The organism is Bacillus sp. MHSD_36 (assembly GCF_030757775.1).
Taxonomy (GTDB): domain Bacteria; phylum Bacillota; class Bacilli; order Bacillales; family Bacillaceae_G; genus Bacillus_A.
On record NZ_JAVBIS010000001.1, the window covers coordinates 394,264 to 407,592 of the forward strand.

A 13,329-nucleotide genomic window follows, 5' to 3' on the forward strand; every position below is an offset into this window, starting at 1 on the left:
TAACGGGGGGAGATGCTTGTGAGGGATCAAGATAAGTGTAGTAAGTTTCAAGCACCTATTCCTTTTCCGGCGTCAGGTATTACGGGACCGACTGGTCCAACGGGTCCGACAGGTTCTTTAGGTGGACCGACTGGCCCGCAAGGAATACAGGGCGTACAAGGTCCAATCGGTCCAACTGGTCCAACAGGAATTCAAGGAGTGCAAGGGGTACAGGGAGAAATTGGTCCAACCGGTCCAATCGGTTTAACAGGACCACAAGGGTCTCAAGGTAGCCAAGGACCGATGGGAGAACAAGGTCCGCAAGGAATACAAGGTGTTCAAGGTATTCAAGGCGAACGAGGTCCGACTGGCCCAACTGGAATACAAGGTATACAAGGTATACCTGGTCCAATGGGAGAAACAGGTCTAACAGGAATACAAGGTATACAAGGTATGCAAGGTGAAATTGGTCCAACCGGTCCAACAGGAATACAAGGTATACAAGGAGTGCAAGGTGAAATCGGTCCGACCGGCCCGACAGGAAATACGGGTATACAAGGTGTTCAAGGGAATTTAGGGAGTAGTGGTTTACAAGGGGTAACAGGGATACAAGGTATTCAAGGTCCGATTGGTCCAACCGGTCCAACAGGTTCACAAGGAATACAAGGAGAACAAGGACCAATGGGACCAACAGGAGCAACTGGCGTCCAAGGTTTACAAGGTCCACAAGGTGAGATGGGGCTAACCGGTCCAACCGGATCTCAAGGAATTCAAGGAGTGCAAGGTGTAATAGGACCAACCGGCCCAACAGGCTTGCAAGGGGATCCAGGTCCAACAGGCTCGACTGGCCCAACCGGAGTAACTGGTGCAACGGGATCTGCAACAGGTCCAACAGGAGCAACTGGCCCAACAGGTCCGCCAGGAGGTCCGACCGGTCCAACCGGTCCAGCAGGATCACCAGGAGGTCCAACAGGTCCGACGGGAGCAACTGGTGCAACGGGAGCGACAGGAGCAACGGGAGCGACTGGAATTCAAGGAGTGCAAGGAGTACAGGGAGCAACAGGAGCAACAGGTTTAACGGGTTTGCAAGGAGTGCAGGGACCAATGGGGGCAACCGGTCCGACGGGTGATCAAGGTATTCAAGGACCTCAAGGCATAATGGGAGTAACAGGCCCAACCGGTCTACAAGGTTTACAAGGAGTGCAGGGACCGATAGGAGCAACGGGGCAGGCAGGTCCTCAAGGGGTGCAAGGGGCACAAGGTCCAATCGGTCCAACAGGCCCGCAAGGTATCCAAGGAATACAAGGTGAGCAAGGAGTAATGGGAGCAACCGGCCCAACTGGATTACAAGGAATTCAAGGAATTCAAGGTCCAATTGGCCCAACCGGTCCACAAGGAGTGCAAGGCGTACAAGGGCCGAGCGGGATAACTGGTGCAACCGGCCCGCAAGGAATTCAAGGAATACAGGGACCTCAAGGAAATATAGGTCCAACCGGAGCGACTGGAATCCAAGGAGTGCAAGGTCCAGAGGGTCCAACCGGTCCAACAGGGGCAACAGGACCACAAGGAATACAAGGGATACAAGGTCTACAAGGCCCAACCGGTCCACAGGGAATTCAAGGTCTGCAAGGAATCCAAGGTCCGATTGGTCCAACGGGCCCAACTGGACCTCAAGGGATACAAGGAATAACAGGTTCGACGGGTCCAACCGGTGCGACTGGAGCAACAGGTTTGACGGGAGTGACGGGTCCTCAAGGTCCACAAGGAATTCAAGGACCACAAGGCGTAACAGGAGCAACAGGAGCAACCGGAGCGACGGGAGCAACCGGTCCACAAGGCGTGCAAGGAATCCAAGGTCCACAGGGGATAACGGGTCCGACGGGAGCAACCGGAGTTACTGGAATAACAGGCCCACAAGGAATCCAAGGAATCCAAGGCCCACAAGGTGTGACGGGAGCAACCGGAGCAACCGGAGCGACGGGAGCGACTGGTGCAACAGGACCGACAGGAACACAAGGCATACAAGGAATAACCGGATCAACAGGGGCAACGGGAGTAACAGGCCCAACAGGTGCTACGGGCCCAACCGGCTTAACAGGAGCAACGGGATCATCTGCTCTATCGACAGGTGGTGGATATTTCTTTTCTACCTCAACAAGTACAATTGCAGCAAATGCCGACATTCCAATTAATTCAGGATCTACTGTATATGGAACTGGTGTATCATTAACTAGTGCTACAACTGTCACAGTGTCGACGCCAGGAATATATTTAGTAAGTTATTATTTCCAAGGGGACGCGAATGGCGGGAATGAGACAGTATCTGTTAGATTGCTATTAAATGGAACACAACTAACAGGGAGTTTTATACAAAATGTAACGACATCAACTGTAGTAATCGAACCAGCCATTTCAAATACGCTCCTCGTAAATGTAACGAGTGCTAATTCAACGTTAGTATTACAAAATGGTCCATTAGGTGTAGGGCATGTAACGACTATAGCGGGCGCGATTACAGCAAGTTTAAATGTAGTGAGAATTTTATAGGAAAAATAAAAAACACAAGGTGTGTCTTTTTAGACACACCTTGTGTTTTTGCTGTTAAATGAACCATTTCTTTATCTTTTCGGTTGAAAAATATGTTGAAAGAAGTATTTGTGATGTAAGTTATCTACAACTTTATTTGCTTGATATGTGCGATGTTGCTCTAGTCGAAGTTTTTGCTCCATCATTTTTATTGCGTGATCAGATAAACGTAACATTATACATATCTCCTTTTCTATAAATATAGGTGACTATTTGGTATCGTTCCCATATTTATAATTAAGGAGGCACACTGTGTAACATAGGCAAAAAGCACCTTCCTCTCCCATTACGCTTACGGGGTTAGCTGTCGGACTCGGGAAGTGAGAGTTTCCCTACTTTAAATAAGATTCGCCCCAAGTAGCATAGCTACAAAAATGGTTCCCCCGCTCCAAATTTTGGACTCAGCAAAAGGTTTTATAAAGTAAAAGATAACATGAATAAATCGATTAGTCAAATTGTTTGGTTTTTTCTGATTTTTCGAGCGAGGTCAAAATCACTCCATCAGGTAATATGATATCCTTTACTTCAACAAAGCCATGTTTTTTATATAAAGACAGAGCAGGGGTATTTTCTTTCCCTGTTTGTACAATATATGTTTGGGAAGGGGAGAACATGTCAAATACATATAGTAGTAGTTTTGTTGCAATTCTTTTATGAAAATGATCAGGGGATACTACTAAACGATGAATATCAACTTCCTCTTCATCTACTTTAAAAGAAATAAACCCAGCAAGTGTATCTTCATAAAAATAGCCGTAAAACATTTCATCACAGGATTGAATATCGGCTACAGTATCATAAAGGCGAGGGATAGCCGTACTATTTATATATTTTGCCTCGATTTCATAAGCGGGTATTTGAATGTTTAAAATAGAAGTAGCGGTGTTGTGAGAAGTTGTTATTAATTTTTGAATCATAGGGTAAAACCTCCTTGTAGACTTTATTTTCATAGATTTGACAAGATTTTTCTTTTTTGGATATAATAATTATAATAGTTACATAACAATTTAGTATGAAAAAGAAATACACCATAATAGAAATGGAGGGCTAAAGATGGGATGGATTATCACATTAATAGTTGGTGCTATTATAGGTGCAATTGCAGGTTCTATAACGGGTAAAAATTTTCCGGGTGGTATGTTTGGAAATATTATTACAGGTTTATTAGGTGCTTCGTTAGGCAGTAAATTATTTGGATCTTTTGGGCCATCTTTTGGTGGGATTCATGTTGTGCCAGCATTATTAGGGGCAATTGTGTTAATTTTTATTGTATCATTTGTAGTGAAAGCTGCAAAGAAATAGAGATATAGATTATGATGAAAAGCCCTGAATAAGGGCTTTTCATCTTTCGAAGAGGTGGTTTCGTTGGAGAAATTAAATATAAGAAAAAGAGATAAGTTGAAAAAGTTTTTTAGAGAACACAATTATTTAGCAGTGCTACTTGGGTTTGCACTATTGTTCATTAATATTTTATTACTAACAAAAATATCATTTGTTTTTACACCGTTTATCGTCTTTTTAAAGACAATTTTCTTCCCCGTATTATTAGCGGGTGTACTATTTTACATTTTGCATCCATTCGTTTCGCTTCTCGAAAAGAAAGGTGTATCAAGAATCGTATCGATAGCTTCTATATATTTAATAGTAATAGGATTATTTGTATTTTTAGTCTTGACAGTTATTCCTATTATTAAAGATCAAATTGATGCATTAATAGATAACTTACCGTATTTCGGTCATGAAATTGAACGAGCAGCACGTAGATTTGGGGAAAGTAATTTACTAAGCAAAATCCAGGAGAATTTAAATATCGATGTAGCGAGTATGGTAAAAGACTATACAGTTGATTTTACGAAGTCGTTATCATCAGTAACAGGAAATGTAACTGGATTTTTAAGTACTATTACAGAGGTCGTTTTAACATTTGTAATGGTTCCATTTATATTGTTCTACCTTTTAAAAGATGGTGAGCAATTACCGAATCACTTTTTAAAGTTTATTTCAGAACAAAGACAGCCAGCAGCAATGAGAATACTAGATGATATGCACTATGCGATTAGCTCGTATATTAGAGGACAAATTATCGTTAGCTTATTTATCGGTATTATGCTATTAATTGGTTACCTTATTATCGGTATTAAATATGCGGTACTACTCGCTATTTTAGCGATGATTGTAAATATCGTTCCGTACGTAGGCCCAATCATTGCAATTACACCAGCTTTAATTATTGCATTTATTGATTCGCCAGGAATGGTTTTAAAAGTAATCGTCGTTATGATGGTCGTACAATTAGCAGAAGGTAAGTTTATTTCTCCGCAAGTCATGGGGAAAAAGCTAGATATTCACCCGATTACTATCATTTTTATTATTTTAACTGCCGGAAATCTATTTGGAATTATGGGGATTATTTTAGCGATTCCAGGGTATGCGATATTAAAAGTGTTAGTTACGCACGGTTATCGATTTGTTAAGTTGAATACGTGAAAAAAAGAGCTAAAACAGGTAAGACTGTTTTAGCTCTTTTACTCTTTCTATAGTAGACAAATTGACCTCATGCGTAGGCTTTTAATTCAACAATAGGTAGATTGCTTTCTTTTAGTTTGTAATCAAATATTAAATCGTCCATGCGAAAATTAGCATCTACTTCAAGAGAAATAAAAGTACCCCCGATTTCTACTTGATTTCCGTTCTCATTTTCAAAAGTGAGCGCACCTTCAAACGTTTCTATGTACTCATCGCAAGTGTATACATATATAGCGACAGGTGTGAAATGTATAATTACTCCTAAAGTATCACCTTGCGTTGTATCATCGTTTTTAAACTCATCAATTTTTTCATCGTTCTTTTTAGTAAACCAACTCATGACATCACCTCTTTTTTGTATTACAAATCGCTTCTGTATATATTGATTATATATTGTGCGGAATAAATTGGTAATGATTATTATTAAAATGTTAAAAAGTTTGAATATTTAGTTTTGGGTGAGGGGAAAATGTGATAAACTGTAAAAAATAAAGAAAAGCGATGAAAGAGAAGAGTACATATTCGAAACTTTTCAGAGAGCTGATATGTGGTGGGAATCAGTAAGGGATGAATATGGAATGGGCTCTGGAGCTTCTAACTGAAATGAGTAGGTAAAGACGGTTGTTTCACGTTAAGAAGTTGAAGTGAGCTAACAATAGCTAATTAAGGTGGTACCGCGGGAGTCTCTCGTCCTTTTTAAGGATGAGGGGCTCTTTTTATCCCGCTTTAATGGGCAGTAAGACCCCCACCTCAAAATGCAGCGAAAGCAAAGAAGTTAGGTGGGGGATCAACTGCCCATAAAAGTCCGATTGGTTCAACTAATAATCAGTGGGGGATGAAGAAAATCCCCACTGATTAAAGTTTCACTTTATTTTGAGAAAGGAGGAGTTAGGATGGATGGAAAAATAATGTTAACAGGGATTAAGCCGACAGGTTATCCGCATTTAGGAAATTATATTGGTGCGATTAAACCTGCGTTGCAAATGTCAAAGAAGAATGAAGGAAAAGCATTGTATTTTATCGCTGATTATCATGCGTTAAATGCTGTGCATGATCCAGAGAAGTTCAGTAGCTATACGAAAGAGGTAGCAGCTACTTGGTTATCACTCGGACTTGGTGAAGAGGTTGTTTTTTACAGGCAAACAGAAGTGCCGGAGATTCTAGAACTAGCTTGGATATTAGCTTGCCTAACTCCGAAAGGGCTTATGAATCGTGCCCATGCGTATAAGGCGAAGGTGGAGCAAAATAAAGAGGCGGGGTTAGAGGTCGATGCAGGAGTGAATATGGGATTATATACGTATCCAATTTTGATGGCAGCTGACATATTATTATTTCAAGCTACTCATGTACCAGTCGGGAAAGACCAAATTCAACATATTGAAATTGCTCGTGATATTGCGACGTATTTTAATCATACATTCGGTACGATATTTACACTTCCACAGTATGTCATACAAGAAGAAGGTGCCATATTACCTGGACTTGATGGAAGAAAAATGAGTAAAAGTTACGGGAATGTGATCCCGTTATTTGCAGAACAAGAAAAGCTACGAAAGTTAATCTTTAAAATTAAAACAGACTCCTCACTTCCGAATGAACCGAAAAAACTAGAAACGTTATATACAATATATAAAGAATTTGCGACGGAAGATGAAAGGCAGTCGATGCGTGAAAAATATGAAGCTGGCATTGGATGGGGCGATGTGAAAAAAGAGTTGTTTCGCGTTGTAGACCGTGAATTAGCTGGACCTCGTGAGAAATACGCTATGTATATGAATGAACCAAGTTTATTATATGAAGCATTGGAAAGAGGTGCTGAACGGGCAAGAGAAATCGCGAAAGTAAATTTAGAGGAAATTAAAAAACGGATTGGATTTGAAAGGGAACGTTAAGCGTTCCCTTGTTTTTTTCGGTAATCGGTAACAATCCTCTCAATAACAGAAGGAAGATTACTAGGTAACTCATCAAGTGGAAAAAAGCGTAGTTCTTTCGATTCCGTTTGGTTGCATACAAGTTCACCGTTGAATTCGCGGCAAATATAAACAACGAGTACACCGTGTACTTGATCGCCGTTTGGATAGATTTGAAAGAAATCAGGTCCTGAGTATGTACGGAATAGTTTTGGATTTTTAATGATAAGTCCAGTTTCTTCATATACTTCTCGTTTTAAAGCTTCTTCTAACATTTCGTTATATTCTAAGGCGCCTCCAATAATGCCCCAGCGGTTAAAATCTGTACGGAGTTGTAGTAATATTTCATTTTTCTCATTTAATATAATGGCGTGTGAACCTATTAAAATAAGTGGATGATTTCCTACTAAATTTCTCATGTCTTCAATATAACCCATATTTGTTCTCCTTATATGTTAATAATAGTTAGGAAGTTCTTTTAACATTCTTTCTGTTTTACGTGCAGTAAAGGCTAAGTTATGGTCATCTTTCGATCTGAAAAATAATGTGCGTAAAAAGGTTTTAATGTTGGCACATAAAATACAATATTCATTTAGCGAAAGGCGTTTTCTAATTTGAGGAAGCCTTTTTATTTTTTTATGAATAATTGAAATTAAATCATCTTGCGGGAAGTCATGATATAGCATCGATAGTAACGGCGTAACAATTCGTTCATCTTCATTGTTATGAAAAAGGTCAGATGGAATGAAAAGTTTATTTAATAAACAATGAATTAATTCTTCGTACCATTCAAAAGTCGTATAGGAATTGTGAACAATTTCAGTAAAGGCATCAGATACGTGGGCAAGACAATGAGCCCATCCTTTATTTTCAATATAGCCTCGGAAATCTGTTTCTAAGTTTGTGTATGTAATGAGTTTGTTTTTTATGTCTTCGATATCCTCCTCTGTAAAAAAGTAGTGCGAGTTAGCAAATTGGAGTATTAACGCAATTAACGAAACAGTATAAGAACGTGTGAAAACCCCATCTGTATGTGGGGAGTAAATGTCACAATATAAATACTCATCACTTAAACAAGTTTGTAAAAGTAATTTCAGCTGATCATCCATAAGGAATTCATGATGAATGAAATGTGCAAAACATTTATATATAAGTTGGTAACGAACGTAACTATCAGTCGTTCCGATATATTGAAGCATGTTGAGTGTTAACTCATTTATATCTATATGTTGCAGTTGCGTATAGTCATTTTGTTGTATAAGCTCTAACTGTTGTTGCAGCTCTGTAATATCCAATGGAGAACCTCCTCCGCACTTTAAAGATGCGATGTTTTCTAGTATTCTATATATTCAAGGACAATCCTGCTCATGCAAGGAGAACAAATAGAAATTCGAGTATGACATAGATGAGGGAAGTATATGATGACTATAGAACAGTTAGAAAAACATTTTAAAATAAGAAGAAATGCTTCTTCTATCATGATAAAAGAAAATAATGCAGAGCCTTTTACAGAAGAGCAATTAAAGGAAATGATGCAATACTGCGTTGCTGAAGCTGAAAAAGAGGGAATAGAAAACTTACATTTTGAGATTTCGTCAAAAAGCCCAAATTATGATGTGTATAGAAAATGTTTTGAAACGTATTCATTTGAATATATTACTGAAAACATGATTGTGTTTAAGGATATATATGAAGTAGAAGATGTAGAAAGTGAAATTGATTTTAAGCCGATTGATGAAGTAGGAGAAGATACATTTTATTCTCTTTGGAATGAAATGACGGAAGAGCAAGTCACTTATGATCAATTTGTAAATATGATGCTACAAGAAATTGGGGAGCAATGGAAAGAACATTGTTTAACCGCGAGTGTAGGTGAACAGCCGATAGGAATTGTAATCCCTTATATTGAAAGGGGTACGTTAGAAGAAGGAAAACTCATGTATTTCGCAGTCGCTCCAAATATGCGAAATAAAGGATACGAAGCAGCATTCTTCACAGGAGCAATGTTCGTCTTAAAAGAAATAGGTGCATCTTATTATATTGGCGAGACAAATGTACAAAATGAGTGGATGAAGGATGTTTTTGAAAAGAATGGATGTCAGCTGCTGAGTTGTACTGAGCGATATGTGAGGGGGGGTTAGGAGGGGGAATGATGTACTCTCTTGAACTCGTATAGCGGGAGGGGACTATTTGTGTTAAAACAATCCATGTACAACTTATGAACAAGTAAAAGAACTTTTTGCCTATTTGTAAGATAAAAAGAAAAATGAGAACGACAAAATGGATATTTCTATAATACAATAAAGAAAGATTCGATTATATGAGAAAGCGTTGGTGAAAGAATGGAGCAGCAAAGAAATGGGTTACAAGCAACTGTAGAAAGAAATGCAGACAATACGTTACAAATAAAGTGGGAAAATAATATAGAAGAAGTTCGCATTTACTGGAGTACTTCACCAAATCATATTGAAGAAAATGGAGAATTACTTGCAACGGTAAATGGAGAATCATCATGTACACTTGTAAATCCGAGTGAAAATGAGCGTCCATATTTTAGACTAGTAGGAAGTAATGGACAAGCAGTGACAGTAGCTGAGCGTAGATTACCATTACAGGGCGCGTTTAACTTCCGTGATATGGGAGGATATGAAACGACAGATGGCCTTAAAGTAAAATGGGGCAAGTTGTACCGTTCTGAAGAATTAGCAGGACTAACAGAGTGGGATATCGACTATTTACAAAAGTCTGGCTTAAAGTTAATTTGTGACTACCGTACAGACTTTGAGGTAAAGCATAAGCCAAACCCAGAAATTACAGGCGCTCGTCAAGTGTGCTTACCAGTTATGCAAGACTTAGCGAAAGACCTAAACATAAATGAATTTTTCCAAGTTGGTGACCTTTCTATGTTAGGGAAACCAGGTGAGTACCTTGTGAAAATGAATCAAGATTTCGTAAGTGGTAATGAGGCATTCGTGAGTTTCTTAAACTTAGCGCAAAACCCGGAAAACTTACCGTTAGTAAACCATTGTACAGCTGGAAAAGACCGTACAGGATTTGGATCAGCATTATTATTACTTTTACTAGGTGTACCAGAAAAAACAGTAATGGAAGACTACTTACTAAGTAATGGTTTCCGTGAAAAGTTAAATGAAAAAATGATGGCCTTTTTAGGTGCAAAATTACAAAACGATGAAAGTAGAGCGATATTAGGCGCAATGTTTGAAGCGCGCGCTGAATATTTACAAGCTGCGATTGATGAAGTGAAAAAGCAATACGGATCAGTTGAAGCGTATGCTGAAAAAGCACTTGGCTTTACGAAAGAGTCGTTAGAGGAAATGAAAGAGTTATTGTTAGAGGATTAATAAGAAGTCAGGAGGTTAATTGGATTAGCCTCCTTTTCTTATTGTTGTTATAATTTTGTTTATGAAGATTGTTGTGCACTGGGGATGAAAAGAAATTAAGAATCGGGGGATAAAATGATTCATACACGTGTAAAAGCAGAGGGGTTAAAAGAGAAGCTAGTAACAATACTAAGTCAAGATTATAAGGAACTGGCTGTTCAGAATTTAAAGGTGATTGGAACAGGAGTGCAAAATATTGTTTTTCGGGGAGATTCAGAAAAGGGAGCTTTAGCTTTTCGAGTGCCGTGGGAGAGAGAAGTAGAAAATATAAATGAAGATTTATTTAGTAGTCGGATTTCATTGGAAAAGGAAGCAGAGCTCTCAGAGTTTTGTTATTCAAAAGGTATTCCAGTGCCAAAGATACACGGATTGCATCTTTCTACCGAACTTGATTTTTTAATTTCGGATTGTGTGTGTACGGATCATATGCCAATTTCTGCGTACAAAATAGGCGAGTTAGTTAGTAAGCTTCATAGTATGCCAATTGATGGTTTACATTACGGACAAAACATTAGAGAGCCCATTAGTAAGTATATAGCAGAACGAATTGTGAAACGGGTAGAAGGGTTTCATACAATCACGAACTGTGGAATGAAACTTCCAGATACGAAAACAATTGAACATATTCTTAGTACAGCAGATCATGAAAAGAGTTTACTACATATGGACATTCGACCAGCCAATTTAATTGGATATAATGGAGAAGTTAAAGCGATAGTTGATTGGGATAACGCTCTAATTGGTCACCCATTACTGGAGCTTATGAGAATAGCTGAAACAAATGAGATTAGTTGGGATGAATTTAAAGATGGATATAAGAATGATAGTATCTTTAACGCTACTCCTCATATTGTTAGTTTATTTTATAGGTTAGATACAGCGGTCATGCTGGCAAACTTATTTATAGCACATTTGAAAATAGAAGATAAAGGTGTATTCTATAAAGAGCGGGTTAAAGCAATCCATCACGAAATATATAAAAGTTTATAAGCTATGGGAATGAATTTTTGAAATAGAATTGAGGAGAAAGAACATCATGAAATACAAAGTTATATTATTCGACGTAGACGATACATTATTAGATTTTCCTGAAACGGAAAGAAACGCATTACATAACGCGTTTGTACAGTTCGGGATGCCTACAGGGTATAATGATTATCTTGCAAGTTATAAAGAGATTAGTAATGGATTATGGAGAGATTTAGAAAATAAAATGATTACCCTAAGTGAATTAGCGGTAGATCGATTTAGACAATTATTTGCCCTTCATAATATAAAAGTAGATGCACAGCAATTTAGTGATGTATACCTTGAAAACTTAGGGAAAGAAGTACACCTTATAGAAGGTGCAGTGCAATTATGTGAGAAACTACAAGATTGCAAGTTAGGTATTATTACGAATGGATATACGAAGGTACAACAATCTAGAATTGGAAATTCGCCTTTATGTCATTTCTTTGATCGTATTATTATTTCAGAAGAGGTTGGTCATCAAAAACCAGCACGTGAGATTTTTGATTATGCGTTTGAAAAGTTTGGGATTACGGATAAATCAAGTGTATTAATGGTTGGAGATTCGCTTACTTCTGATATGAAAGGCGGAGAAGATTACGGCATTGATACGTGTTGGTATAATCCGAGTTTGAAAGAAAATAGGGCGGGTGTTAAGCCTACTTATGAAGTGGAGAGTTTGCTACAAATTTTAGAAATTGTGGAAGTGACTAAAGAAAAAGTAGCTTCATTTTAAGTGTATTGATATATGTTCAGTTACAGTCAATATAGGAAAGAGCTGTGTAACAACAAGAGGTGAGTAAAGAATGTTAACGTTTTCATTTGAGTTAGACAAAAATATTCCACAAAAGGATGAGTCACGGTATGCGGCTTATGCAAATGGCTTTATTGAAGGGGATTTAACAATTCGCGCGAGTGACAGCGTATTTTTCCAGCAGTCATGCATAAAGGTCGCAGAGCTCGGTATCTATTTAGGTCAGTGGATGGAACAAGTGCAACATGGGCAGAACGAACAGTTGAATTATGAAACGGGTGATCGTGAGGAAGTAATTCTCGGATTCGTATATGAAGAGGAAGATCAGTGGAGAGTTTTTTCCAGTTGGCAACAATTTGAACTGCAAGAGCGTATATCCACTACAGCATTAGTAGAAAGCGTTGGGCGATATTTGAATGGGCTAAATAAGGAACTGCGCGCGATAGAATATCCTGTTACGTTTGATCAGTATTTAAGAGGAGAGCGAATGATGCAGCTTTCTTACAAACGACTGTGTGATAGTAAAGCTGATACGACGTCGATAGAGGTTTATAATGAAAGCGAAAGAGTAGGCGCAGTACGGGGCTATTATAAAAATACGTTAATGAAAGTGCTAGACTTTATTCCGAAAGTCGGTAGTAACATTATTTATGAAATAAAGGATAGTAAGGATAATATTCGTGTCATTGCAAAGGATGTAAGTAGGCAGCGTCAAAGAAGGATTTTAGTAACGTATATCGATCATAATGATGCAGAGCATGAAATACTTATTTGTGACGGAAAGTTATTAGATGCAAATTTCTTATTTACCTTTACATATAAGAGAGAAGAATATGTTGTTCACAAAACTCCAATTGGACTTGGAAAGTTATTACGAAACGGCTATGTAATCGCAGATTGGAATATTCGTCTTGAGGAAGATATGTATGATATTGAGATGAATGTATATGATGAGGGTTATATAGAGGATCAATACTTACTGTTAGGCGTATTTCATGCAGTTTTGTATGGGTGATAAACGAAAAATACCACTTTAATGGGCAGTAAGACCCCCACCTAAAAATGCAGCGAAAGCAAAGAAGTTAGGTGGGGGTCGGGCTGCCCATAAAAGTCCGATTGGTGAGAGCTGATAATCAGTGGGGGGGAAGAAAACCCCCACTGA

At 38.5% G+C, this 13,329-nt stretch carries 14 protein-coding genes, 1 riboswitch and 1 other annotated feature; of the genes, 9 read left to right on the plus strand and 5 right to left on the minus strand.

Annotation, left to right across the window (positions count from 1 at the left end):
• Positions 1–12 precede the first annotated feature (12 nt).
• Positions 13–2,526 carry a BC_3345 family exosporium-associated protein gene (locus tag Q9B79_RS02050; protein ID WP_306182427.1) on the plus strand — a complete coding sequence of 838 codons (2,514 nt, stop codon included), beginning with the start codon at positions 13–15 and terminating at the stop codon, positions 2,524–2,526.
• A 71-nt stretch (positions 2,527–2,597) separates the two neighbouring features.
• Here the strand turns inward: Q9B79_RS02050 and Q9B79_RS02055 are convergent, their stop codons facing one another.
• A complete protein-coding gene (locus Q9B79_RS02055) occupies positions 2,598–2,741 on the minus strand; it encodes a hypothetical protein (RefSeq protein ID WP_167498212.1) in 144 nt (47 codons plus the stop codon).
• Between the two features lie 97 nt (positions 2,742–2,838).
• Positions 2,839–2,982, minus strand: a riboswitch (cyclic di-AMP (ydaO/yuaA leader).
• A 29-nt stretch (positions 2,983–3,011) separates the two neighbouring features.
• Positions 3,012–3,482 carry a GNAT family N-acetyltransferase gene (locus Q9B79_RS02060; protein WP_306182428.1) on the minus strand — a complete coding sequence of 157 codons (471 nt, stop codon included), beginning with the start codon at positions 3,480–3,482 and terminating at the stop codon, positions 3,012–3,014.
• Between the two features lie 136 nt (positions 3,483–3,618).
• Between Q9B79_RS02060 and Q9B79_RS02065 the strand changes: the two genes are divergently transcribed.
• Positions 3,619–3,867 (plus strand): GlsB/YeaQ/YmgE family stress response membrane protein, encoded by a 249-nt coding sequence (locus Q9B79_RS02065; RefSeq protein WP_306182429.1) that lies wholly within the window; start codon positions 3,619–3,621, stop codon positions 3,865–3,867.
• A 63-nt stretch (positions 3,868–3,930) separates the two neighbouring features.
• Positions 3,931–5,052 (plus strand): AI-2E family transporter, encoded by a 1,122-nt coding sequence (locus Q9B79_RS02070; protein WP_306182430.1) that lies wholly within the window; start codon positions 3,931–3,933, stop codon positions 5,050–5,052.
• A gap of 67 nt (positions 5,053–5,119) precedes the next feature.
• Here the strand turns inward: Q9B79_RS02070 and Q9B79_RS02075 are convergent, their stop codons facing one another.
• Entirely contained in the window at positions 5,120–5,431 is a 312-nt protein-coding gene (locus Q9B79_RS02075; RefSeq protein ID WP_306182431.1) for a hypothetical protein, read from the minus strand.
• A gap of 152 nt (positions 5,432–5,583) precedes the next feature.
• Positions 5,584–5,789, plus strand: a binding site (T-box leader).
• A gap of 195 nt (positions 5,790–5,984) precedes the next feature.
• Between Q9B79_RS02075 and Q9B79_RS02080 the strand changes: the two genes are divergently transcribed.
• Entirely contained in the window at positions 5,985–6,983 is a 999-nt protein-coding gene (locus Q9B79_RS02080) for a tryptophan--tRNA ligase (protein ID WP_306182432.1), read from the plus strand.
• On the opposite strand, the gene Q9B79_RS02085 is transcribed toward Q9B79_RS02080, so the two are convergent.
• Together Q9B79_RS02085 and Q9B79_RS02090 are read right to left on the minus strand one after the other, a co-directional pair.
• Positions 6,980–7,438: an NUDIX hydrolase gene (locus Q9B79_RS02085; RefSeq protein WP_306182433.1), complete on the minus strand. Its 459-nt coding sequence runs from the start codon at positions 7,436–7,438 to the stop codon at positions 6,980–6,982. The genes Q9B79_RS02080 and Q9B79_RS02085 overlap by 4 nt on opposite strands.
• 18 nt (positions 7,439–7,456) lie before the next feature.
• Entirely contained in the window at positions 7,457–8,296 is an 840-nt protein-coding gene (locus Q9B79_RS02090) for a DUF2785 domain-containing protein (RefSeq protein WP_306182434.1), read from the minus strand.
• Between the two features lie 123 nt (positions 8,297–8,419).
• On the opposite strand from Q9B79_RS02090, the gene Q9B79_RS02095 reads away from it, so the two are divergent.
• From Q9B79_RS02095 to Q9B79_RS02115, 5 genes are all read left to right on the plus strand, one after another.
• Positions 8,420–9,142, plus strand: coding sequence for a GNAT family N-acetyltransferase (locus Q9B79_RS02095; protein ID WP_306182435.1), 723 nt, complete (start codon positions 8,420–8,422; stop codon positions 9,140–9,142).
• A gap of 201 nt (positions 9,143–9,343) precedes the next feature.
• Positions 9,344–10,363 (plus strand): tyrosine-protein phosphatase, encoded by a 1,020-nt coding sequence (locus Q9B79_RS02100; protein ID WP_306182436.1) that lies wholly within the window; start codon positions 9,344–9,346, stop codon positions 10,361–10,363.
• Between the two features lie 114 nt (positions 10,364–10,477).
• Positions 10,478–11,392, plus strand: a complete 915-nt coding sequence (locus Q9B79_RS02105) for a phosphotransferase family protein (RefSeq protein ID WP_306182437.1) — start codon at positions 10,478–10,480, stop codon at positions 11,390–11,392.
• 46 nt (positions 11,393–11,438) lie between these two features.
• Positions 11,439–12,149 (plus strand): YjjG family noncanonical pyrimidine nucleotidase, encoded by a 711-nt coding sequence (locus tag Q9B79_RS02110; RefSeq protein ID WP_306182438.1) that lies wholly within the window; start codon positions 11,439–11,441, stop codon positions 12,147–12,149.
• A 70-nt stretch (positions 12,150–12,219) separates the two neighbouring features.
• Positions 12,220–13,182, plus strand: a complete 963-nt coding sequence (locus Q9B79_RS02115; protein ID WP_306182439.1) for a tubby C-terminal domain-like protein — start codon at positions 12,220–12,222, stop codon at positions 13,180–13,182.
• The last annotated feature ends 147 nt before the right edge of the window (positions 13,183–13,329 follow it).

Coding starts and splice junctions, on each gene's coding strand:
- Q9B79_RS02050 (WP_306182427.1), top strand. CDS start 13: ATGCTTGTGAGGGATCAAGATAAGTGTAGTAAGTTTCAAGCACCTATT.
- Q9B79_RS02055 (WP_167498212.1), bottom strand. CDS start 2,741: ATGTTACGTTTATCTGATCACGCAATAAAAATGATGGAGCAAAAACTT.
- Q9B79_RS02060 (WP_306182428.1), bottom strand. CDS start 3,482: ATGATTCAAAAATTAATAACAACTTCTCACAACACCGCTACTTCTATT.
- Q9B79_RS02065 (WP_306182429.1), top strand. CDS start 3,619: ATGGGATGGATTATCACATTAATAGTTGGTGCTATTATAGGTGCAATT.
- Q9B79_RS02075 (WP_306182431.1), bottom strand. CDS start 5,431: ATGAGTTGGTTTACTAAAAAGAACGATGAAAAAATTGATGAGTTTAAA.
- Q9B79_RS02080 (WP_306182432.1), top strand. CDS start 5,985: ATGGATGGAAAAATAATGTTAACAGGGATTAAGCCGACAGGTTATCCG.
- Q9B79_RS02085 (WP_306182433.1), bottom strand. CDS start 7,438: ATGGGTTATATTGAAGACATGAGAAATTTAGTAGGAAATCATCCACTT.
- Q9B79_RS02095 (WP_306182435.1), top strand. CDS start 8,420: ATGATGACTATAGAACAGTTAGAAAAACATTTTAAAATAAGAAGAAAT.
- Q9B79_RS02100 (WP_306182436.1), top strand. CDS start 9,344: ATGGAGCAGCAAAGAAATGGGTTACAAGCAACTGTAGAAAGAAATGCA.
- Q9B79_RS02105 (WP_306182437.1), top strand. CDS start 10,478: ATGATTCATACACGTGTAAAAGCAGAGGGGTTAAAAGAGAAGCTAGTA.
- Q9B79_RS02110 (WP_306182438.1), top strand. CDS start 11,439: ATGAAATACAAAGTTATATTATTCGACGTAGACGATACATTATTAGAT.
- Q9B79_RS02115 (WP_306182439.1), top strand. CDS start 12,220: ATGTTAACGTTTTCATTTGAGTTAGACAAAAATATTCCACAAAAGGAT.